This is a genomic window from Streptomyces sp. NBC_00249 (assembly GCF_026342355.1).
Lineage (GTDB): Bacteria > Actinomycetota > Actinomycetes > Streptomycetales > Streptomycetaceae > Streptomyces.
Window position 1 is genome coordinate 266,155 of the sequence record NZ_JAPEMV010000003.1, and the last position, 21,999, is coordinate 288,153.

General features: G+C 71.1%; 16 protein-coding genes and 2 pseudogenes. 1 reads left to right on the top strand and 17 read right to left on the bottom strand.

The genetic code is table 11. The features are described from left to right. Positions 1 to 4: 4 nt before the first annotated feature. The 12 genes and pseudogenes from OOK31_RS15525 to OOK31_RS15580 all read right to left on the bottom strand — a co-directional run bounded on the left by OOK31_RS15525 (position 5) and on the right by OOK31_RS15580 (position 12,169). Positions 5 to 667: a methionine ABC transporter permease gene (locus OOK31_RS15525; RefSeq protein ID WP_267013107.1), complete on the bottom strand. Its 663-nt coding sequence runs from the start codon at positions 665 to 667 to the stop codon at positions 5 to 7. Then, complete coding sequence (locus OOK31_RS15530; RefSeq protein ID WP_267013108.1) at positions 664 to 1,680, bottom strand: methionine ABC transporter ATP-binding protein; 1,017 nt, start codon at positions 1,678 to 1,680, stop codon at positions 664 to 666. Before OOK31_RS15530 ends, OOK31_RS15525 begins: the two co-directional genes overlap by 4 nt. Then, on the bottom strand, positions 1,677 to 2,558 hold the full coding sequence (locus OOK31_RS15535; RefSeq protein ID WP_267013109.1) for a MetQ/NlpA family ABC transporter substrate-binding protein: 882 nt from the start codon (positions 2,556 to 2,558) through the stop codon (positions 1,677 to 1,679). The genes OOK31_RS15530 and OOK31_RS15535 overlap by 4 nt, the downstream gene beginning before the upstream one ends. 92 nt (positions 2,559 to 2,650) lie before the next feature. Further along, positions 2,651 to 3,073 carry a GntR family transcriptional regulator gene (locus OOK31_RS15540; protein ID WP_267013110.1) on the bottom strand — a complete coding sequence of 141 codons (423 nt, stop codon included), beginning with the start codon at positions 3,071 to 3,073 and terminating at the stop codon, positions 2,651 to 2,653. Between the two features lie 62 nt (positions 3,074 to 3,135). Next, complete coding sequence (locus OOK31_RS15545; RefSeq protein ID WP_267013111.1) at positions 3,136 to 4,122, bottom strand: ABC transporter permease; 987 nt, start codon at positions 4,120 to 4,122, stop codon at positions 3,136 to 3,138. Beyond that, a complete protein-coding gene (locus OOK31_RS15550; protein ID WP_267013112.1) occupies positions 4,119 to 5,066 on the bottom strand; it encodes an ABC transporter ATP-binding protein in 948 nt (315 codons plus the stop codon). The genes OOK31_RS15545 and OOK31_RS15550 overlap by 4 nt, the downstream gene beginning before the upstream one ends. Positions 5,067 to 5,265: 199 nt before the next feature. Beyond that, positions 5,266 to 6,570, bottom strand: coding sequence for an MFS transporter (locus OOK31_RS15555; protein ID WP_267013113.1), 1,305 nt, complete (start codon positions 6,568 to 6,570; stop codon positions 5,266 to 5,268). Next, positions 6,567 to 7,664, bottom strand: a complete 1,098-nt coding sequence (locus OOK31_RS15560; RefSeq protein WP_267013114.1) for a PLP-dependent cysteine synthase family protein — start codon at positions 7,662 to 7,664, stop codon at positions 6,567 to 6,569. The genes OOK31_RS15555 and OOK31_RS15560 overlap by 4 nt, the downstream gene beginning before the upstream one ends. Positions 7,665 to 7,740: 76 nt before the next feature. Continuing rightward, a complete protein-coding gene (locus OOK31_RS15565) occupies positions 7,741 to 8,196 on the bottom strand; it encodes a hypothetical protein (protein WP_267013115.1) in 456 nt (151 codons plus the stop codon). A 145-nt stretch (positions 8,197 to 8,341) separates the two neighbouring features. Then, a complete protein-coding gene (locus OOK31_RS15570; protein WP_267013116.1) occupies positions 8,342 to 8,803 on the bottom strand; it encodes a hypothetical protein in 462 nt (153 codons plus the stop codon). A gap of 40 nt (positions 8,804 to 8,843) precedes the next feature. Next, a pseudogene (locus OOK31_RS15575) lies at positions 8,844 to 10,767 on the bottom strand (helix-turn-helix domain-containing protein). Between the two features lie 16 nt (positions 10,768 to 10,783). Beyond that, positions 10,784 to 12,169: an MFS transporter gene (locus OOK31_RS15580; RefSeq protein ID WP_267013117.1), complete on the bottom strand. Its 1,386-nt coding sequence runs from the start codon at positions 12,167 to 12,169 to the stop codon at positions 10,784 to 10,786. Between the two features lie 908 nt (positions 12,170 to 13,077). Here OOK31_RS15580 and OOK31_RS15585 point away from each other — a divergent pair. Continuing rightward, entirely contained in the window at positions 13,078 to 15,816 is a 2,739-nt protein-coding gene (locus OOK31_RS15585; RefSeq protein WP_267013118.1) for a lanthionine synthetase LanC family protein, read from the top strand. 385 nt (positions 15,817 to 16,201) lie between these two features. Here the strand turns inward: OOK31_RS15585 and OOK31_RS15590 are convergent, their stop codons facing one another. The 5 genes and pseudogenes from OOK31_RS15590 to OOK31_RS15610 form a co-directional block, all read right to left on the bottom strand. After that, positions 16,202 to 17,629, bottom strand: a complete 1,428-nt coding sequence (locus OOK31_RS15590) for a DUF2252 domain-containing protein (protein WP_267013119.1) — start codon at positions 17,627 to 17,629, stop codon at positions 16,202 to 16,204. A 122-nt stretch (positions 17,630 to 17,751) separates the two neighbouring features. After that, positions 17,752 to 17,979, bottom strand: a pseudogene (locus OOK31_RS15595) (DUF308 domain-containing protein); the annotation flags it as partial. Between the two features lie 83 nt (positions 17,980 to 18,062). Continuing rightward, on the bottom strand, positions 18,063 to 19,709 hold the full coding sequence (locus tag OOK31_RS15600) for an MFS transporter (protein ID WP_267013120.1): 1,647 nt from the start codon (positions 19,707 to 19,709) through the stop codon (positions 18,063 to 18,065). Between the two features lie 828 nt (positions 19,710 to 20,537). Continuing rightward, complete coding sequence (locus OOK31_RS15605) at positions 20,538 to 20,738, bottom strand: hypothetical protein (RefSeq protein WP_267013121.1); 201 nt, start codon at positions 20,736 to 20,738, stop codon at positions 20,538 to 20,540. A gap of 138 nt (positions 20,739 to 20,876) precedes the next feature. Then, a complete protein-coding gene (locus OOK31_RS15610) occupies positions 20,877 to 21,956 on the bottom strand; it encodes a glutamate--cysteine ligase (protein WP_267013122.1) in 1,080 nt (359 codons plus the stop codon). Positions 21,957 to 21,999: the final 43 nt, after the last annotated feature.

Sequence of the window (21,999 nt, forward strand, 5' to 3'; positions counted from 1 at the left end):
CCGGTCAGCGCCGCAGGATCCGGCGCGAGAGCCGGTTTCCCAGGAACTGCGCCGACTGCACGAGGACGATCAGGACCAGCACCGTGACCACCATCACCGAGGTGTCGAAGCGGAGGTAGCCGTAGGTCATGGCCAGGTTGCCGACACCGCCCCCGCCGACCGTCCCGGCCACCGCCGAGAAGTCGATCAGCGCGACGAGCATGAAGGTCAGACCGAGGACCAGCGGTCCGAGGGCCTCGGGGACGAGCACCGTCAGCAGGATCCGCAGCGGCCCGGCCCCCATCGACCGGGCCGCCTCGACCACGCCCGGTTCCACGGACAGCAGGTTGGACTCCACGATCCGGGCGATCCCGAAGGTGGCCACGATCGTCATCGGGAAGATCGCGGCATCCGTGCCGATCATCGTGCCGACCACCGCCCGGGTGACGGGGGCGAGCGCCACGATGGCGATGATGAACGGCACCGGCCGGACGATGTTGATGAAGGTCCCCAGGACCGCGTGGACCACCCGGTTCGGCAGCACCCCGCCCTTGCGCGTGGCGTAGAGGGCGAGACCGACCGCGAGCCCGCAGACGGTGGACAGCGCCAGCGTGATCAGCACCATGTAGACGGTCTCGCCGGTGGCGTCGACGACCTTCGGCCAGAACGTGCTCCAGTCCGCCTTCACCGGACACCCGCTTCCCGGCGCGCCGGCCCGGCCAGGGCCGCGGCCACGGCCTCGACCCCGCCCGGCGTGCCCCGCAGGGCGAGGGTCACACTGCCCAGCGGACGCCCGCTCACCTCGCCGACGCCCCCGTGCACGAGGGTGAAGTCGACCCCGTGCTCGCGCAGCAGTGGCGACAGCCGGTCCATGACCGGCTCGCCGTCGACGACCGGTACGGTCACCAGCCGGCCCGGGTGGCGGGCCCGCAGCCGCTCCAGCTGCGGGTCGTCGGGCTCGCTGTGCAGGGCGGAGCGCACGAAGGCGGCCGTGGTCCGGTGGCGCGGACGCGCGAACACCTCGTAGACCTCTCCGCTCTCCACGACCTTCCCGTCCTCCATGACCGCCACCCGGTCGCACAGGGTGCGGACGACCTCCATCTCGTGGGTGATCAGCAGGACGGTGACGCCCAGTTCGCGGTTGACCCGCCGCAGCAGGGCCAGCACCTCGCCCGTGGTCTGCGGATCGAGGGCGGACGTGGCCTCGTCGCACAGCAGCACCTTGGGGCGGGTGGCGAGCGCGCGGGCGATGCCGACGCGCTGGCGCTGACCGCCCGAGAGCTGCTCCGGGTAGCGCCCGCCGTGCCCGGAGAGGCCGACGAACTCCAGGGTCTCCTCGGCGCGGGCCCGGGCGGTGGCGCGGTCGGTCCCCGCCAGGCGCAGCGGGTAGAGCACGTTGCCGAGGACGGTGCGGGAGCGGAAGAGGTTGAACTGCTGGAAGATCATGCCGATGTCGCGGCGGACGGGCCGCAGTCGACGTTCGCCCAGCGTGGCGAGGTCCTGGCCGCCGACCAGGACGCTGCCCGACGTCGGCTCCTCCAGGCCGTTGACCAGGCGCAGCAGGGTGGACTTGCCCGCGCCGCTGTGCCCGACGACCCCGAAGACGCTGCCCTTGTCCACCGTCAGGCTCACGCCGTCGACGGCGCGGGTCCCGCCGGGGAACTCCTTGGTCACCCCGCGCAGTTCGATCGCGGCGCTCATCGGGCGAGCTGCTCGCGGATCCGGCCGAGCTCGGCCCGCAGCTCGGCGGCGGGCAGTTCGATGTGGTGGGCGGTGCCGTTGCTGGTGCGGCGGACCTCGTCCTGCACGGGCTTGGAGGCGTACAGCTTCACGATCTTCTCGAAGTCCGGGTCGTCCTTGCGGTCGGCGCGGGCGGCGATGACGTTGAGGTACGGGACGGACTGCGGGCTGGTGGGGTCGTCCTTGAACAGGGCGCTCTTCGCGTCGATGCCGGCGAGCTGCGCCACCCCGTCGTTGATGATCGCGGCGTCGGCGTCCTTGAGGGTGCGCGGGGTCTGCTGGGCGTTCACCGGGGTGAGCTTGATGTGCTTGGGGTTGGAGGTGATGTCGTCCGGGGTGGCGAACAGCCCGGCGTCCTTCTTCAGTTCGATCACCTTCGCCTGCTCCAGCACGCGCAGGCCGCGGCCCTGGTTGGCGGGGTCGTTGGGCAGGGTGACCTCGGCCCCCTCGGGGAGGTCGGTGAGCTGCTTGTGCCTGGAGGAGTAGAGGCCGAGCGGGACCACCGTGGTCGCGGCGATCGGTGCGATGTCGGTCTTGTTCTCGGTGTTGGACTGCGCGAGGAAGACCAGGTGCTGGAAGGCGTTGAGCTCGATGTCGCCCGCGGCGAGGGCCTTGTTGGGCAGCGAGTAGTCGTCGAAGACCACCGGCTCGACGGTGAGGCCCTCCTTCTTCGCCTCCTTGGCGAGGACCTCCCACTCGGGGGAGTCACCGGAGACGCCCACGCGGATGCGCTTGCCGTCCGAGCCGCCGAGCCCGCAGCCGGATGCGAGGAGCGCGAGGGCGGTGAGGGCGGTGGTGAGGGCGAGCGCGGTACGGCGGCGCGGTGATTCAGCAGACATCGTGGGATCCAGAGGTAGAGGAACGCATCAAGCGGGTTACCTCTGAACAGTAGGTCGGGATCCCTGTATTGACTTGGTATGAAAGATCGTATTCATGATCCTGTAATGAATGGAAGGCCGGAGGGGGGTGTGTGGCCCGGATAGCTCTCCCCGAGGACCGTGTCGAACAGACTGGTGACCTCCGCGGCCGTCATCCCCTGCTCGCGCGCCTGGCCCATCCACTCCCCGAGACTGCGCCGCAACGGGGACTCCGGCGCGGTCCCCGGGCTCGCCAGGGAACGGGTGATGAAAGTGCCCGAACCCTGCCGCACCTCCACCAGTCCCGAACGCTCCAGCTCCCGGTAGGCCTTGAGCGTGGTGTTGGGGTTGACCTTCGTGGTGGCGGCCACCTGCGCCGCCGTGGGCAGCTTGTCCCCCTCGGCCAGCGCCCCCATGCGCAGCGCCTGCTCCACCTGCTGGACGATCTGGAGGTAGGCGGGCAGCCCGCCGCGACGTTCGATGCGAAACACGACCACGGTGCCCGCCTCCTTCTCTCTTCTCCAGGGTTGCGCCGGGGGGCGCTCTACAGGGGGTCGCTCTACAGGGGTCCGCGCCGGGAGCGCCACACGAGCACGCCGACGAGGGCCGCGCCCAGGGCCAGGTAGAGGCCGGCGGCGGTCCACTGCATGCCCGCCATCTGCTCTTTCCCGAAGTAGTCCCAGACCGAGTTCACGATACCGAGGGAGGCCCGGCAGGCCTCCGGCGAACTGTCGCTCACGCAGGTGCCCCACCCGTAGAGCTTCCCGGAGGCGGTCCCGATCCACCGGTCCGCCTCGACCGCGTGCTCCAGGAAGGCCGGCTGGGCGCCGTCCAGCGGGAAGGTGACGCGGTGCGGAGTGGCGAGCCGGTCCTTGTACACGTCGACCGCGAAGGCGACGACGTACGAGGTCGCGAGCGTCACGGCCATGGCCGCGACGGGCCGGCGGAGCAGCGCCCCGACGGTGATGCCGAGCGCGGTCATGAACAGGGCCTCGGCCGCCGGCACCGGGCCCGAGGCCTCGAACAGCGAGCCGGACAGCCAGTTGTCGGGCGCGAACGGCCCCACCGACCGCCACCACCAGCCGTAGAGCAGGCTCAGGGGCAGGACCGTCACCACCGCGAGCACCAGCGCGAAGCCGACCTGCCACCGCAGCCAGCGCCCCCGCGGCACCGACTGGGTGGTGACCAGCCGGACCGTCCCGTCCTGCTGGCCGGAGGAGACGAGCGGGGCGCCGAGGAACACGCCCAGCAGCAGGGGCAGCGAGCTCAGGTTGGTGCCCCACGAGTTGAGGTCGTTCTGGATCCGGTTGGCGAGGTTGCCGCCTTGCGTGTCGACGGCGCCCTGGGGCCAGCCGGCGCCGTGCAGGGTGTCCAGCATCGCGGCCCGCTGGTAGACGAGGGTGATCGAGCCGAGCACGGCCGCCGCCGCGCAGACGACGAGGGCCGTACGGTGCTGGTTCACCAGCAGCCACGCGAGCCCGCGCAGCCGGCGGGTCCGGGCGGGCGCCGTGCCCTGACCGGGTACGTCTCGGGTCAGCGTGTTCATGCCGCCGACTCCTCTCGGTGGTCGGGGACGGCGGTCGGGGAGAGCAGGGCCGGGGCCTCGGGGGAGCGGAGGTAGCCGAGCAGCACCTCTTCCATGCTCGGCCAGCTCTGCTCCCACGCGCTGTCGAGCGGCCCCTCGCGCCGCACCAGGGCGGTGAAGTGGCGCCCGGAGACCCGCGATTCGATCAGGGTGTGGGCGCCCAGGCCGGCGGGGAGCTCCCCCTGCGGGGTGGTGACCCCGGTGACCAGGGTGTGCATGGGGATCAGCTCGTCGGCCTCGCCCGCCATGCGCACCCGGCCCTGGTCGAGGACCAGGACGTAGTCACACATGTGCTCGATCTCGCTGAGCAGGTGGGAGGACATCACCACGGTGGTGCCGTGCTCGGCCGCCTCCGACAGGAGCAGCGCGGTCGTCTCGTCCCGGGAGACCGGATCGAGATCGGCCATCGGCTCGTCCAGCAGCAGCAGTTCGGGCCGCTTGCCGAAGGCGAGGGCGAAGGCGACCCGGGTCCGCTGGCCGCCCGACAGCTCCCGGATCCTGGCGTCCCGCGGGATCCGGCCCCCGTCGGCGATCCGCTCGGCCACCTCCTGGTCCCAGCCCGGGTTGAGCTCCTGGCCCATCCGCAGGGTCTGCGCCACCGTGAAGTTCTTGAACAGCGGCTTGTCCTGGCCGAGATGGGCCCAGCGGGGCATGACCCCGGGCGAGCCGGCCGGGGTGCCGAAGAGCCTCAGCTCGCCGGCCGACGGCTCGGTGAGGCCGGCCGCCATGGCCAGCAGGGTGCTCTTGCCCGCCCCGTTGGGTCCCACGAGGGCGGTGATGCGTCCGGCGGGTACCCGGAAGGAGCAGTCCCGCAGGGCCCAGCTCCGGCGGTACCTCTTGCCCAGCCCGCGCGCCTCGAGGGCCCACCGGCTCCCGGCCGGGTCTGACGTGGTCGTGCCTCGCACGGCTTCCCCCCTTTCAATTCCATGAGAGAACTAGTGGAATCATGGTCTTGGGGCCGGGTCATGTCAAACACCCCCGCCGGAACGAGCCAGGGGCGGGCGACGGTGTCGCCCGCCCCTGGGGTCGGTGTGCGGTGTGCTTCCGGGAGGACCGGTCGGTCCGGATGGGACCGTTAGGCCGTTGGGCCGTCAGGCCATGCGGTCAGGCCGTCAGGGCCCCCGGCCGTGCCTCGCGGACCGGCGGCGCGAGGCGCCCCGTACGCTCCAGCCCGTACAGGGCGGCGGCGCATCCCAGGCCCAGGGCGCACAGCGCCAGCCACGGCAGTGCGGACATCCCCGCCGACCGGGCGGCGTCCAGGGCCGCGCCCGTCAGCAGGTTGCCGAGCGCGATCCCGACCCCGCAGACGGTGTTGTAGAGGCCGTAGTGCGTCGCCACCAGACGGTCCCCCGAGAGCCGGACGATGGTGTCCATCTCGAAGGGGTAGGCGATCATCGTCCCCACCGCCAGCAGCAGCGCCGACAGCGCCGGCGGGCCCCCGGCCAGCAGCCACCGGCCCGGCCCGCCCTGCACCGCCGGCGCCGCCGTCGCCACGAGCAGCGGCACGAAGGCGACCCCCATCACCAGCAGCCCCCAGCACAGGGCCCGGCCCGGCTCCATCCGGGCCTTGCACCAGGCGGTGACCCGGGTCTGGAAGAGGATCGTGCTCAGCCCCGACACGGCGAAGAGCGCCGCCACGGCCGCCGTCCCGAACGCGCCCTCGCCGCCGAGGCGCCGCACCTCCAGCGGAAGCGCCATGTACACCTGGAACGTCAGGACGTACGAGCCGATCATGGCCACGGAGAAGAGCAGGAACGGCCGGTTGCGCAGGATGCCGCGCCACTGCGCGAACACACCCGTACGGGGCTGCGCCGCCCGCTGCTCGGCGTCGTCGCCGCGGCGGGCGGGCAGGGCCCGGACCTGCACGACGCTCAGCAGGGCGAAGATCCCCGCCGCCACCAGGCAGGTGACCTTGAAGTCCACACCCGTCAGCAGCATCCCCGCCAGCGGGCCCAGCAGGATGCCCGCCTGGTAGAAGACGTTGAACAGGGCGAAGGCCTCCACCCGCCGCTCGCCCGCGTCCACCGCCAGATAGGCCCGGGTGGCCGGGTTGAACAGCGCCCCGGCCAGGCCCGTCGCCGCCGAGGCGGCGATCAGCGCGGGCACCGATTCGACGAGGCCGAGCGTCGCGAAACCGGCGACGCGCAGCAGCAGACCGGCGATGATCATCGGCTTGTAGCCGAGCCGGTCGGCAAGCGTCCCGCCGATCAGGAACATGCCCTGCTGGCTGAAGTTGCGGACGCCGAGGATCAGCCCGACCGTCCAGCCGGCCAGCCCCAGGGGGCCCGCCAGGTGCGTGGCCAGGTACGGCATGAGCATGTAGAAGCCCAGGTTGATGGTGAACTGGTTCACCATCAGCAGCTGGACGCTGCGCTCGTACGAACGGACCTGCGCGAGCGTGCCCCTCATCGGGCGTCCTCCCGCGCCCCGCCCAGCGAGAGCGGGTCGACCACGCTGGCGCACCGGGTCCAGCGCGTGACCTCCTTCTCGTCGAGCCGGCCGATCGTGTCGGGTTCCGCGGCCGGAGGCGCGTCGAGGAGACCGTGGGCGGCGCAGTAGTCGTCGTCGTAGACCGTCCCGAGGTAGCGCTGCGGGCCGTCGGGGAAGACCGCCGCGATCCGGGAGTCCCCGGGCAGGGTCCGCGCCAGCCAGCCGGCGACGAGGGCCACCGCGCCCACGCTCCAGCCGCCGGTGGCGTAGTGCGAGGCCGCGAGCTGGCGGCAGGACCACACGGCCTCCGCCGGAGCCACCCAGTGCACCTCGGAGAACTGCTCGTAGGCCACGTTGCGGGGGTAGATGCTCGAACCGAGGCCCCGCATCAGCCGGGTCCGGGCGGGCTGCCCGAAGATCGTCGAGCCGACGGTGTCCACGCCCACCACCGTCAGCCCGGGGTAGAGCTGCCGCAGGACGCGCGAGACGCCCGCGGAGTGCCCGCCGGTGCCCACGCTGCACACCAGCACGTCGACGTGGCCCAGCTCGGAGGCCAGTTCCAGGGCGAGCGGGGTGTAGGCGGTGGTGTTGTCCGGGTTGTTGTACTGGTCCGGGCACCAGGAGCCGGGGTGGCGCTCCAGCAGCTGGGTGACGCGGTCGCGGCGGGCCTGCTGCCAGCCGCCGGTGGGGTGCGGCTCGGAGACGACGTTGACCTGCGCCCCGTACGCCGTCAGCAGCCGGGTCATCGAGGTCTCCAGCCCCGGGTCGGTGACCAGGGTGACCGGGTGCCCGTGGACCATGCCGGCCAGGGCGAGGCCGAGGCCGAGGGTGCCGCTGGTGGACTCGATGATCCGGGCTCCGGGCGCCAGGTCGCCGCGGGCGCGGGCCCGTTCGACCATGTGCAGGCCCGGCCGGTCCTTGATGCCGCCGGGGTTGAAGCCTTCGAGCTTCGCCCAGAAACCGCGTCCGGCGGGGGCGAGCGGCTCCGACACGCGGAGCAGGGGAGTGTTGCCGACCAGCCCGGACAGGGTGGTGCGGGCGGGAGGTGTGAGGTCGGTGGTCGAGGAGTGCATGGTTCCGCTCTCGGTCGATGGTGCGTCAGGTGGTCGCTCGGACGTCAGCCGCTGCGAACGGCTCTACGGGAGCGGTCTAGACGCGCCATCGACAGACGCTGGTGAGCGTGGTCCGCCCGGAACGGTCCGTCAGCGGCCCGTCCGCACCGGGCGGCGCGGCCCGGGCCGGGGGCGGGCGGACCGCGTCGGCGCGGGGGAGCGCGGCGGTTCCGGCGGGGGAGGGGGACTCGGGCTGGGCCGGGGTGGCCGGGGCGGAGGCGGCGCAGTCGGGGCCGTGGCCCTGGTGGGGCAGCGCCGGACGGTCCGGTTCCGTAGGGCCGTGCTGTGGCGCGACTCCAGCGGCCGACGAGCCGGACGAGCCGAGCGCGAGGGCGTGCCCCTGGCCCGGACCGTGTCCGTGATGGGCGTCGCCGGGCAGGTACGAGGGGCAGTGCAGGACGGCGAGGAGCAGTGCGCTCAGGATCCCGACGAACAGCGCACCCGCCCGTGGCCGGCCCGGGCGGGCCGGTCGTGAGCGGGGGCGGCGGGACACGGTTCCTCCGGAGGGCGGGGGCGGGGATCACGCTGGCACGTGGGTACTTCGGCACTCGGGCGCCAAGAATAGGGATAAATCATCCCAAAAGGCCGTTCCGGGCATGTGGAAGGGCGACGGGTCGCACGGTGCGGGGCCGCGCGGTCTACAGGCGCAGGACGGCCGGAGCCCCCGAGGGCGGCGCGGCGGACAGGAACGGCCGGGACCCGCCGCCCGCGTGCGGGTACGCGGGACCGTCCGCCGAACACCACGGCGCGACGGGCAGCCCGGCGGGCGGCGCGTCCCCGGCGGAGCCCTGCCGGGGCGGCAGCGGCACGCACTCGTGCGCGGGATGCGCCGGCGCGTGCCCGTCGGCGGGGGCGAGCGACGCCGGTACGGGGCCCAGGGCGGGCCCGGAGACCGGGGTCGCGGCGTGGGCGTACGAGGACCCGGGGGACGGCGCGGCCGACGCGGCCCGCACCGAAACCGTCGGCCCGGCGCCGAGATGCCCGGCCACACCGTGCGCGTCGGCGACGTGCGTCCAGAACAGCCCCAGCAGCAGCGCGGCCAGCCCGAGCAGACGCAACGGACCCGCTGACGCGCGGGCGTGCGAGCGGGCTGTGACCATGCCGTGATCTTAGCCGGGTCGTCACGGCTCCCGCGCGCCCCTATTCGGACATCGTGGGACCGGGCCGGGTCGACACCTGGTGCAGCCGCAGGGCCAGTTGGAGTTCCAGCGCCCGGTCGGGCGACTGCCAGTCCGGACCCAGAAGCTGGCCGATCCGCTCCAGCCGCTGCACGACCGTGTTGACGTGGACGTGCAGGGCGTCCTTGGCCCGGGACTGGCTCATGCCGGTCGCGAACCACACCCGCAGGGTCCGCAGCAGGTCGCTGCCGCGCCGGGCGTCGTAGTCGAGGACCGGCCCCAGCACGGCCCGGACGTAGCCGCTCAGATCGGGCCGGTCGCCCAGCAGCACCCCGAGGAACCCGAGGTCGGCCAGGGTGCTCCCGTCGCCCGTACGACCCAGCGCGCGCAGGGTCGACAGGCAGCGCAGCGCCTCCGCGTGCGCGGCGGGCAGCCCCGCCGGGCCGGGCCCCGCGCCGGCCGCTCCCACCGTCACCGGGCCGCCGACGGCACGGCCCAGCGCGGCGGCCAGGGACGGGGCGTCCGTCCCGGGGTCCTGCGAGGGCGCCAGCAGGACGGCGTGGTCGTGGTGCACGCCCGCCAGGCCCCGCCGTTCGCGGGCGTGGTGCGCGGCCGCGGCCAGCAGCCGGGGCCTGGGGGCGGCGTCGCTGTGCAGGACGAACAGGGCGTGCGGGCGGGCCAGTTCCACACCCAGCCGGCGGGCCCGGTCCGCCAGGCCGTCCGGATCCGCGGCCGGGCTGAGCAGGTCGCCGAGCAGCTCCCCCCGTATCCGGTCCTCGGTCTCGGCGACCGACCGGCGCAGGAGCAACAGCAGGGCCGTCACCATGGCGGCGCGCTCGAACAGGCGCCGGTCGCCGGCGTCGAGGCCGGTAGAAGCCGATCAGGGTGATGCTGCCGAGGAGTTCGGGGCCCGCCAGGACGGCGCACACCCAGGTCCCCGCCCGGGGCACCGCCCGCCCCCCGCCCCGGGAGGCCGCGACCGCCTCGCCGGGCGGCGGCAGCGGGTCCGCTCCCGCGCGCGCCAGCTCCGTACCGTCGGCGTCGTGGACGAGGGTCCCCCCGCCCAGGAGCGCGCCGATCGCCGCCGCCACCTCGCCGATGTCCCCGCCGCGCAGGACGAGACCGGTGAGCCGGTCGTGGGCCTCCTCGGCCCGGCGCAGCGCGTCGCTGCTCTCCTGGATGGTGCGGGAGGCCACGCCCAGTTCGGCCAGCGCCCGGCGGGTCTCCTCCAGCAGCCGGGCCCCGTCGATGGCGATGGCGGCGTGGTCGGCCAGCGAGGACAGCAGGGCCACCTCGCGCGGGCTGAACGCGCGCGGGGTGCGGTCGGCGGCGAAGAGCACCCCGATCACCTTCGGCCCCAGCCGCAGCGGTACGCCCAGGATGGCGTGCAGGTCCTCCTCGGCGACGGCGCCGTCGATCGTGGGGGTGTGCCGGAAGCGGGGGTCGCTCTGGTAGTCGCCCGTGGCGTACGGGCGGGCGGTCTGGGCGACGAGCCCGCCGAGGCCCTCGCCCATCCCGAGGCGCAGCTGCTGGAAGGCCGCCGACACCGAACCGTCGGTGACCCGCATGTAGGTGTCGCCCGCCGCCTCGTCACCCAGCGACAGGTAGGTGACGTCGGTGTGCAGCAGCTGCTTCGCGCGGTGCGTGATGGCCCGCAGTACGGAGTCCAGGTCGCGCAGCGCCGCCAGGTCCCCGGCGGTGTCGAACAGCGCCGTCAGTTCGGCCTCGCGGGTGCGGTGCCGGTTCAGGGTCCGGTGGATCTCCAGGGCCGTGCGCGTCGCCCCGTCCAGGGCGGCCAGCCGCTCGGCGGGCGCCCCCGCGGCGCGGGCGGCCGCCGCCGGCCGCGCCAGTTCCTCGGCCGTCGCGCCCCGGGCGAGCAGCCGGAGCAGCTCGCCCGTCGCGGACCGGGTCCGCTCCTCGCCGGGCTCCGTCACGGTGGTGAGCATACGGGCGCCCGCGGCGTCAGCCGCCGACGGGGGCGGAACCGGGCCGGGTGGGCGCGGGGACCGTGACGGAGCCGCCCGCGGCGTCCTTGCCCAGGCTGCGGCCCCTGGTCTCACGGGCGAACAGCACCGTCACCGTGGTGACCAGCGCGGCGGCGCAGAGGTAGAGGGAGACGGGGAAGGAGGAGCCGTAGTCCTTCAGCAGTTCCACGGCGATGATCGGGGCGAGGGCGCCGCCGACGAGCGAGGCGAGCTGGGAACCCATGGAGGCACCCGAGTAGCGGACCCGGGTGTCGAACATCTCCGAGATGAACGCCGCCTGCGGACCGTACATCGCCCCGTGCAGGAGCAGCCCCGCGGTCACCGCGCCGGCGATCACCGGGAAGGAGCGGGAGTCGAGCAGGGCGAAGAAGGCGAACGCCCAGCCCGCCATGCCCACCGACCCGACGAGGGTGACCGCGCGCCGGCCGACCCGGTCCGACAGGGCCCCCCAGAGCGGGATCGTCACGAAGTGCACGGCCGAGCCGATGAGTACGGCGTTCAGGGCGTCGCTCTTGGGCAGGCCGAGGTGGACGGTGACGTAGACGAGGAGGAACGCGGTCAGGACGTAGTACGAGACGTTCTCGCCCAGCCGCGTGCCGATGGCGGTGAGCACGCTCCGCCAGCTGGTGCGCAGCACCTCCACGACCGGCGGCGCGGACCGCGCCCCGGCGGCCTCCGCGGCCTCGGCCCGTGCCTTGGCCTCCAGGAACGCGGGGGACTCCGAGACCGACACGCGGATCCACAGCCCGATCACCACCAGCACGCCCGAGAGCAGGAAGGGCACGCGCCAGCCCCAGGCGAGGAAGGCCTCGTCGGACTGCACGGCGGCGAGCAGCGCCAGTACCCCCGTGGCCAGCAGATTGCCGCCGGGCGCCCCGGCCTGCGGCCAGGAGGCCCAGAACCCCCGGTTGCGGTCGTCCCCGTGCTCGGCGACGAGCAGCACCGCCCCGCCCCATTCCCCGCCCAGCGCGAAGCCCTGCACCAGCCGCAGCACGGTCAGCAGCACGGGCGCGGCGGCGCCGACGCTGGCATGGGTGGGCAGCAGCCCGATCGCGAAGGTGGCCCCGCCCATCAGCAGCAGACTGAGCACGAGCAGCTTCTTGCGCCCGATCCGGTCGCCGTAGTGCCCGAACACCACACCGCCCAGCGGCCGGGCGGCGAAGCCGACCGCGTAGGTGAGGAACGCGAGCAGCGTCCCCACCAGGGGGTCGCTGGTCGGGAAGAACAGCGTGTTGAACACGAGGGCGGCGGCGGAGCCGTAGAGGAAGAAGTCGTACCACTCGACCGTGGTCCCGACGAGACTGGCGGCGACGATCCGTCTGATGCCTGACGGGGCCTTCGGGGCGGCTGCGGGGGAGGCCATGTGCACCACTTCCAGGGGTCTGCGGGGACGTCGGGTGTGGCCACAACGTAGGAGTCCGCAGGGCACCGGTATATGTGGCGCGTCATCACAATCAACCCCATCTGAGTGTGCCCGACAACCACAAGGCCCGAACCGATCCCCTCGGACACCTCCTGAAGCGGGTCGGAAGTCCCTGCCGGAATTGCAGAGTTGCACCTGTTTTGGGGATGCGGTGCTGACTCCCGTGCTGGTTCGGTGCTGGTTCAGGCGTCTTGTGTGGGGGAAAGTCGCAGATGGTAGCCCTGGTCGGATGAGTTGTCGTACCACTCGATGCGCCATGGCAGAGGCCGACGACCACGTCACCCCGGAATGCGGGCAATGGGAGAAGCGCCTAAATTGGGTAGTGGTGCCGTCAGAACCGAGAAGCTGCGGATGTCCAAGCTACGGCCGAGGAAGAGAAGCATTCTCTGGCGTTTCAACGTGCCACTTGCCTCGATGTGGGTGAACATCCAGAGCTTCGAAACTGCCCTTCCGAGGAGCGTCAAAATGTCTGACCAGTCGCTTCGAGAACTACTGACGAGTCTCTCTGAGGATCCTTCGTTCGCTCATGCGGTAAAGCGGGACCCGGTAAGGGAGTTGTGCAGATTCAATCTGTCACCTGTAGAGCTGCTCGCCTTGTCCTGCGGGGACGACAGTGCGTTGCGAAGGCTCCTGGCCTCAACGGATTATGACACTTCGGCAGTCGACTACAGCTTCTTCCGTAAGGCGGCACTCCCTGTGGTTGACGACGAGGCAGCCCTGGACATGGGGGAGCGTTGCGGCGGCGGTAGGACGACCCGGGTGACGAGCCGCACGGTAACACGCTGCTGTTGGGGCTAGGCGGAGGCCCAGTGGCGTCGGGGCCGTGACCATTCGCGCGAGGATTGCCCATGCAACCGAATGCTCCCGACCGCTCCTTTCTGGCTCCTCCAGACCAGGACCCGGTGCGGCGTCTGCTTGAACGGCATATGCCGTGGATGAGCCACGATGACCTCTTCAGTACGCATTACTTCGCCGCCAGCCACTGCCCGGTTCAGGGTTGGAAGCTCCATGTCAGTGCCACACCGTGGTCGGCGACGGAGGTCCTCGCGCGAGTGATTCCTGTCCTGTTGGACCGTGGAGTGAGCTGTAAGGTCGTGGGTACCCGCCTCCAACTGTTGCAGCTCAACAACGGTCATTACGGTACGGGTCAGGTGGGCAAGTTCATCACCGCCTATCCAGCGAGCGACGATGAGGCGGTAGGGCTCGCGGTGGCCTTGGACGAGGCCACCACGGGCTGGCGCGGCCCACGCATCCGCAGCGACCAACAGCTCAGGCCCGGGAGCTTGGTCCACTATCGGTACGGCGTGTTTCAACAATCGGGTAGCCGCTTCGGCGCGCATGACGCGGCCGGCAACGGCGAGGTCGAGGCCCAGGACGCGCTGGGCGACCTTCGTGACAGCGCGGGTCGCCTGTTCGCTGATCGTCGGCAACACGAGGTCCGTGCGCTGTTCCCCTGCACAGGTGATCCTTTCGAGGGCCGAGGCGTCTACGTTCCCACGCAGCCCCGGAAGCCGCCGATAGCCGACCGCTACCTGATCGTGGACGTGCTCGGCTGCTCCGCGGTCAGTGCTGTCTACCGTGCGATCGACCTGGGTTCCTCGCCGCCCCGGCTCTGTGTGCTCAAGGAGTTCTGGCACGACACGGGCGGGGACCTCTACGGCAGGCTCTCACCGGACTGGGGCGAAGCAGAGGCGGACCTTCTCGCCAGGCACGACAGTGACTCCGTGTTTCCTCGCTGCCTCGACCGGTTCGAACTGGAGGGCGACCTCTTCGTCGCCTTGGAATATGTCGAAGGGCGGTCCCTCGCCGCTGAGATGGAGGTCCGTGGCAGCAGAGGGGAGGTGTTCTCCCTGCCCGAGATGCTGAAGATCGGTGAGGATTCGGCGAGGATCCTCGCTCATCTCCACGAACAGGGAGTCGTCTTCCGGGATTTCAGCCCGGCGAACCTGATTCGCACCGAGAGCGGCGATCACCGCTTGATCGACTTCGGGATAGCCCATGAAGTGTGCACCGTGCCTGTCCCACCGAGTGGGCTGGGTACGGCGGCATACTGCTCGCGGGAGCAGTGGGCGGGCGGACTTCCGTCTCCCGCCGATGATGTCTTCTCGTGGGCCGCCCTCATGTACGCCGTCCTGTGCGGCGGTCGCGCGGTGGAGAAGACCGCTGCGGAACCACTGCGGGAGCCGGCCAGGATCCCCTCGGTGCGCGAAAGCCGACCGGATGTGCCGACAGCGCTGGCCGAGGTGATCGAGCGGGCCGGCGCGTGGGAGATCTCTGCGCGCTACCCCACGATGCGGGAGGTCGAGCAGGCCTTGAGGGAGGCCGTGACCACGTGCCCGCGGACTGTGACCGATCCGCCCCGGCTCGGACCGGGGTTCAGGGAGCCGGCCTCCCGGACGGCCCGGGCATTGGATCTGGCGCGTGAGGTCGGCGACGCGCTGTGCGACTCCGGGATCGAGCGTGACGGCGGGCTGTGCTGGCCGACCCGTACGGGACCGGGCGGAGCGCCCTTCTGCGGGCCGGACATCTACCAGGGCGCCGCGGGGATAGCCCTCTTCCTCGCGGCACTCGGACGGGCAACCGGCGAAGGCAGGTACACATCGGCGGCCCGCGAGGCCGCCCGGTGGCTGGCAGGGCCTGTCTGGGCATCGGGACGCGCCCAACCGGGTCTGTATTGCGGCGAGTCCGGAGTTGGGTGGTTCTTCGTACGCCTTGCGGAACTCCTTGATGAGCCCGCGTACTTGTCGGCGGCGGAGCTCCGGGCCCGCCGCCTGCAGGGTGTGCGATTCGAGTCCTTTGACCTGCTGCACGGAGCGGCCGGCTACGTGACCTTCCTCGTACGGCTCGCACAGGCGACAGCCAAGCGCTCGTACCTGGACGAGGCGCTCCGAATTGGCAAGTGGCTCATCCGCTCGGCCAAGCCGGCGCCGGACGGCAGGGCGGGCTGGTGCTGGCCGTCGGCCCCCCAGAGCCTGAGGAACCTGCACAACGATGCACTGTTGGGCCTGGCACATGGGGCAGCCGGCATCTCTCTCGCCCTGCTCGAACTGGGTGTGGCAACGGAGAGCGAGTCCGTTCTGCGCGTGCCGCGCGCCACCGGCGAGCTCCTTCTCTCCGAGGTGCGTCCTCATCCCGATGGCGGCTGGTGCTGGAGGGAGAGCCTGCACGACGAATCCATGCGGCTGCAGGGTCAATGCCACGGCGCGATCGGTATAGGCCAGTTCCTCCTCCGCCTCGGGCAGATCGAAGCACGGGAGAGGTGCGCGGAAGCCGCCTGCCAAGCAGCCATCACGGCGATGCGTGAACTGCCACGGAGGGCTACACCCGGTTTGTGCCACGGCGCCGCGGGTGACGGCAACTTCCTCCTGGACTGCTTCCAGTTCCTTGGCGATCGGAACCGCATGCGCGAGGCACGAACCTGCGCCAACCTCCTCCAGCGCTTTCGCGATCCCGAACGCCCCGGTACTTACTTGGCGGATCAGGACGGCATATCGCGGCCTGACCTTTGCGTCGGCGACGCCGGAGTCGGCTGGTTCTTCCTTCGGCTCGAGTACCCCGATTCGACAGGAGACCCGGTACTCGGCTGAAGGGTGTGGCGTGAGGGAGCCTTGTTGGCTCCGGCGATGCGGGCGACCATCGGGACCAAGTGGCCTCAGGGGGCTCTTCGGTTGTGCTGTACGGAGCGTGACGGAGATCGCGTTGCCGATGTCCCTTGACGGAGTGGCCGTTGTGCTGTCGGGAGGAAGAGCGAGCGGTCCGCTTCGGATCTCGTGCTGGTTCGGTGCTGGTCCAGATGGTCCATGCGCCGGAAAGCCGCAGGTGACAGCTCTGATCGGATGAGTTGTCGTACCACTCGACCGTGGTCCCGACGAGACTGGCGGCGACGCGGCTGGTCCATGGCCTCACACATGCGCGCCGAACTCGTCGCAGCCTGAACCCCTGTGTCCACACCCCGGGGGACGCCTCAGCCGATCACGGATTCAGATCTTGAACCGGGAGCCGCCCTGCGCGGACTGCGTCGACGAGGGCTTGATGGTCGCGTTCGTTCTGGTCGGCGTAGGCCTCGGCGAAGGCGACCAGCGCGTGGTCGAAGGATTCGCCGCGGCCCAGGTAAGCGGCGATCGCGATCCGGTCGCCCGACCGTGCGTGGGCACGGGCAAGGGTGATGCCGCATACCTCGCCGAACGTCTCCAACTGCCCGGGCGTCATCGTTTCCGGCATGGCGATGCCCTTCCAGTCACGCAGCTGGCGGACGTAGAAGTCGCGTTGCTTGCCGTCGATCCCTTCCATCCGCTGCCAGCCGAGAAAGATGTCGCTGGCCGCCTGCATCAGCCTCTGCCCCGCGACCACACGCTCGCCTTGGTTGTCGTACTGGCTTGCGCCGACGTGGGCGGCGAGTACGGAGGTGTCGGCTTCCTTGGCCTGCAGGAAGAGCGGATCCGTGCCGTCGCGGCCGAGTAGCAGCAGGATCCAGCAGCGGGTGCCGACGCTGCCCACGCCGACGACCTTGCGGGCCATGTCCGTCAGCCGGTAGTCCTCCAGGAGTGCCTGGCGGTCGCTTGACATCGTCTGGCCGTAGTGGTCGAGCAGACGGCGCAACTGGTCCTCGAGCGCGCTGCGCTCGACGTCCGGCAGGAGGTCGGCGACCGGCACCAGCAGCGGGGGATCCGCCGCGATCCGCGGGTGTCCACCAACCACTTCGGTGAGCTTCCCGAACGCCTGCAAGGTGTCGTGCCGGCGAGCCTTCGCCAGGGCGCCGGCCAGCTTCTTCCGCCCGCTCTTGTCCAGCTGACCGGCGGCCAGGTCCTTCAGGCGGCGCGCGTCGATCTTCGCGTACCAGACGGCGAGGTTGCCCATGCCGGCGAAACCGCGCATCGACTCGCGGTACGAGCGCACCCCGGACCTCACGATGCGTGCGCGCTCGGCGTCGTCGAATCCGTTCGCTCGGGCGGCGATCACGAGACTCGCCGACAGCCGTTTGACATCCCATTCCCACGGACCCGGCAGGGTCTCGTCGAAGTCGTTGATGTCGAACATCAGCCGCCGCTCCGGAGAGGCCAGTAGCCGGAAGTTCAGCAGGTGCGCGTCCCCGCACAGCTGTGCCGTGATCCCGGAGTCGGGACTGCCGGCCAGGTCGGACGCCATGATCGCGGCGGCTCCCCGGTAGAACCGGAAGGGAGACTCTGACATCCTGCCGTAGCGGATCGGGACCAGCTCTTGAACTCGGGCCGAGGACTGCGCTTCCAGGATCGCCAGCGGGTCGGGTCGGTCTGGAGCCAGCCGGTATACGGCGTGCTGCGACCGGGGCGAGCGGCGGCGGGCCTGCTTGCCGAAGGCCGCGCGTTCCTCGGGAGTGCTGTCGGGCACCGCGCGCATCGCGGTGGTTGAGGTGTGGGACATCAATGCCACTCCTGCCTGGCGATGCGGATCAACCCGGGTTGAGTTTGGAGGCGCTGGCGCGGCCCGACCGGAGTGCAAGGGCCACCACCTGCCAGTCTGATGTTGCCCCCGTCGCCACCGTGCGAGAAGGCCGTGACGAAACGGAAGGTACCGGCCACCAAGAGTTGCAGACCGATGATCACGGCCAGGGTGTGCAGCGACTCGTGCGGCCGGACGAGTACCAAGATGCCCGGGACCAGAGTGGCGAGGGCGGAGCCTAGCCCCCAGTGCCAGGAGCCTCCGAGCCGCCCGAGGACGTCCTCGGGATCACTCGGCGTCTGCCGGGGCGCTGCGTCGCAGGGTACGGACATGGACACCTCCCGGGCCGGCCCGAATGGCCCGTAGTGGCACCTCTGGTTCGTCGTATATGCCGCGTTTGCTCGGCAGACTCATCTTAGGTCGTTGCCGTACGGCCCGCCGCTCCGGCAGGTTCCGTGGAGCCTGCCTGGGTCGTCGGGATCCGCTGGGTGAAGAACATGGCTAGGAGGGCGGCGAGGGCGAGGACGGCGAGTGCGGCGCGCAGTCCGTCGACTCTCGCGGCGGTGTTCGCGTCGATCGCGGCCGAGGTCACGTCCGGGCTCGTGCCCGCCTTGTCGAGGGCGGTTTTGAGCTGGGCGTCCGACATGAAGGGCACGCCGCTCTCGAGCTGGACGGTGGCCTGGCTCTTCACCGAGGCGGGGACGGCCTGGTTCTGCTCGATGCTGGTCAGGAACGAGGACGTGAGCGAGGCGATCAGGATCGACCCGGCGAGTGCCGTTCCGATCGAGGCGCCGAGGTTGGTGACGGCGTTCTGGACGCCGCCGACTTCCGCGCTCTGTTTGTCGGGGACCGCGGAGACGGTGACGGCGCCGAGCTGGGAGGCCAGTGCTCCCATGCCGAGTCCGATGAGGAGGAGCGGGATGGTGACGATCTCCGCGCCCGCGTCGGTGTCGAGTGCGGCCAGCAGGGCGACCGCGCCCGCGAGCAGAGCCAGGACGCCCAGGCGCACCACCCGCCGCGGTGAGACGTTCGGGAGGAAGCGCGGGATCAGGATCGCGGCGGCCAGCAGGGTCAGGGAGAGCGGCAGGATCCGTACACCGGTCTTGAGCGCGGACAGGCCGAGTGCGACCGACAGGTAGAGCGGTACGACGAAGAACACGCCCATTTGTACGAGGTACTGGAAGAAGAACATCGTCAGGCCGCCGGTGAGCTGCCGGTTGCGCAGCAGGGCCGGGTCCACCAGTGGCTCCCGGTGTCGCTCCACGAGGCGGGCCTCCCACCGCAGGAAGAACCAGATCAGGAGCAGGCCCGCGAGCATCAGCCACACGACGAGGGAGATGCCGAGCCAGGCGGGCGTACCGGGCTTCGGCTGGAACCAGCCCCACTCGCTCGAGCGGAGCACCCCGTAGACGAAGACCCCCAGCCCGAGGGCGGACAGTACGGCGCCGACCAGGTCGATGCGCCGGCGCTCGCCGACCGGTGCGTCGGCGGTGCGGCGGGCGAGCACCAGGATGGCGAGCACGATCGCGACCTCACCGGCGAAGACCCAGCGCCAGGAGAAGTACGTCGTGGCGATGCCCCCGATGATCGGCCCGACCGCGATCGCCACGGCTCCGGAGGCGGCCACCAGTCCGTACGCGCCCGGCCGGCGCTCCGTCGTGAAGTTGCCGGCGACCAGCGCGACGATCGCGGGCAGGATGAGTGCGGCTCCGATCCCCTCGAGGCACGACCAGCCGAGCAGGAGCACGGGCAGGTTCGGGGCCAGAGCGGTGATCAGGGATCCGCAGCCGTAGATCACGCAGCCGATCAGGAATGCCTTCTTGTGGCCGATGAGCGCGCCGACCTTGCCGCCGGGGATCATGAACATCGCCATCACGAGGGTGTATGCGGTGATCGCGCCCTGGATCCCGGTCACGGTCGTACCCACGTCGTCGGCCACCGTCGCGATCGAGACGTTCATGACGGAGCTGTCGAGCGCCATCAGGAACTGCCCGGCCGCGAGCGTCAGCAGGACGACTCCCGCCGTTGCCGACTTCTTGGGAGTACCTGCCTCGGATGCCATGACAGCACGCTCCCAGCGGCCCAGGACCGCCGGACATCGACCCGCCGGGGAGGTCAGCTGATTGGCGGCAGCCGGGCAGTGCCGCCAGCAAGCGGACTCCCGCCCGGCCCGCCAACTCCTTCACTACCGCCTTGACCTGCCTGGTCAGGTGGGTAGCGTGCCTGTCCCGACGACGCCCCGCACACCGGGCAGGGCGCAGGCCCCCTCGGAGTCCGCCCTCAGGACGACCCGCCCGCCCTCATCGACCACATCGTCAATGCTTCGTCGACCGGGCTGCTTCGGCCTCTGTCAAGGGGTCGGCCGACCGGTCGATCGTCATCGGTGCACTGCTCGCGGAGTTCCCGCATCGATCGTCCTGGGGCGAGCGCTGCGGCCGGCGGCCATGTGAGCGTTGCTTTCCTGGTCGCAGTCTTCATCTCCAACATGCCCGCGGAAGGGTTTTGCTGCCGGATCGGTGCTGGCGATGCTCGCCACCTCGATGATCCCCGAGGCGTACAAGCGCGGCGGCAAGGCGACGGGCCGAGGTGGCGGTGCACCTCGGCTCACGTCGGCCACCTCCGCTGCAGATCGCGCGCAGACACGTTTCTCCGGGTCGGCTCCGGGTGAGTGAAGCCGCAGCGGCGTCCCGGCCGCGTCCGTCGGCGGAGCACCACGGCAGCCCGAACATGGGCGGACACCGTCGCCCGCCCTGCCGTCAGGAGCCCTTCCCCGTGCTCGAACGCAAGCAGCGCAAGGACCGCACCGAAGTCACCTTCATCCTGCCCGCCGGCACCCCTGGTAGCCGCCGCGAGACGGACGACAACGTGCCGAGGAGCCGCGCAGGAGGCTTCACCCGCCCAGGCGCTCAGGTCCTGACGTCGTCGTCCGTACCGGCTTCTCATCGGGAACCAGCCCGAGCATGTCGAGCAGCATCTCCAACTCCGCCGGACTCTGGGCATGGGCGGCCACCGTACGGCGGGCCGCCACGCGGTCAGCCGGGGCGAAAGACGAGAAGACGGTCGGGTCGTCGTACGCGAACGGATCCTTCATGAGGAGATGCGACCACACCGGCGACGCGGCCGCAGCCTGAAAAGGCACCGCCGCCAACGTCGGCGAACGGCGAGACGACATCCAGCCGAGCGGCCGTTCGGCTCCGCTCCCGCACCCGTGAACTCACGCCGTGGCGGATCATGCGGTGATCAGGGTCGCGACTGCCGGTAGACCGGCTTCGGCCAGCGCCCGGCGCTGGCGGTCGGCTGCGGTGCCTTGCCGGAGAAGCCGGTGAACGAGCGCGCTCACTTCGCGGTAGTCGCCGCTCTCTTCGAGAGCAGGCGTGATGTGCCGCAGCAGCATGCACAGAACGTCCCCGCTGCTCCGAATCCGGCCGGCCGGATCTACCAGCGTGCTGCTCATCCCGTGCCGGGCCGCATGCCACGTCGAGGCCTGCAGGACCTCTGGCGGGCACAGCGCGGGAGCGGCGCCCGCCTTCTCCTCGGCGATCGCGGTGGCGGCGAGCGCGCGGACGACCCCGGCGAGCATGACGGCGTCGTCTGCCTCCAACTGCACGTCGCAGCAGCGCACCTCGATCGTTGGGTATCGCTCCGAGAGCCGGGCCTGCCAGTACAGCTGCCCCCGGTCCGGAACTACCCCCGACTCCAGCAACCCGTCGGCCCGTGCCTCGTAGTCCGCCATTCCTGCGAAGTACGGCGGTGGGCCACTGACCGGCCACCGGCCGAAGATGATCGTGCGCCAGCTGGCGAACCCGGTGTCCCGCCCGTCCCACAGGGGCCCGTTCGCCGACATCGCCAGCAGGGTCGGAAGCCAGATCCGCAGCCGGTTCAGGACGGCCACCCCGGTCTCGCGGTCGGGCATCCCGACATGGACGTGCATCCCGCAGATCAGCTGCTCGTCGGCCAACAGGCGGGCCTCTCCCGCCATCTTCAGATACCTCGCCGTGCTGGTGACGGGCACGGGTGCCACGCCCCTGACCGGCGCGGTGGCGGAGATCGCGATGCGGCAGCCGTTCGCCCGGGCGGCGGACGCGACCGCATGACGCAGACGCAGGAGATGGCCCCCTACCTCCTCGAGGGCTGTGCACACCGGGGTGGCGATTTCGATCTGCGCCTGCAGCAGCTCGTCCTGGATCTCTCTCTCGTCCGCGATCGGCGCCAGGCGGGCCGTGGCACGCACTTGCTGCACGAGCGGAGTGGGCAGGAGGGTATCCGGGTGGACCAGCAGGTACTCCTCCTCGACTCCAAAAGTGATCACGATATGTGGCTACCCCGAACCGTAGTGGTCACCCGGGAGAAGG

Coding starts and splice junctions, on each gene's coding strand:
- OOK31_RS15530 (WP_267013108.1), bottom strand. CDS start 1,680: ATGAGCGCCGCGATCGAACTGCGCGGGGTGACCAAGGAGTTCCCCGGC.
- OOK31_RS15535 (WP_267013109.1), bottom strand. CDS start 2,558: ATGTCTGCTGAATCACCGCGCCGCCGTACCGCGCTCGCCCTCACCACC.
- OOK31_RS15545 (WP_267013111.1), bottom strand. CDS start 4,122: ATGAACACGCTGACCCGAGACGTACCCGGTCAGGGCACGGCGCCCGCC.
- OOK31_RS15555 (WP_267013113.1), bottom strand. CDS start 6,570: ATGAGGGGCACGCTCGCGCAGGTCCGTTCGTACGAGCGCAGCGTCCAG.
- OOK31_RS15560 (WP_267013114.1), bottom strand. CDS start 7,664: ATGCACTCCTCGACCACCGACCTCACACCTCCCGCCCGCACCACCCTG.
- OOK31_RS15570 (WP_267013116.1), bottom strand. CDS start 8,803: ATGGTCACAGCCCGCTCGCACGCCCGCGCGTCAGCGGGTCCGTTGCGT.
- OOK31_RS15580 (WP_267013117.1), bottom strand. CDS start 12,169: ATGGCCTCCCCCGCAGCCGCCCCGAAGGCCCCGTCAGGCATCAGACGG.
- OOK31_RS15585 (WP_267013118.1), top strand. CDS start 13,078: ATGCAACCGAATGCTCCCGACCGCTCCTTTCTGGCTCCTCCAGACCAG.
- OOK31_RS15590 (WP_267013119.1), bottom strand. CDS start 17,629: ATGTCCCACACCTCAACCACCGCGATGCGCGCGGTGCCCGACAGCACT.
- OOK31_RS15600 (WP_267013120.1), bottom strand. CDS start 19,709: ATGGCATCCGAGGCAGGTACTCCCAAGAAGTCGGCAACGGCGGGAGTC.
- OOK31_RS15605 (WP_267013121.1), bottom strand. CDS start 20,738: ATGAAGGATCCGTTCGCGTACGACGACCCGACCGTCTTCTCGTCTTTC.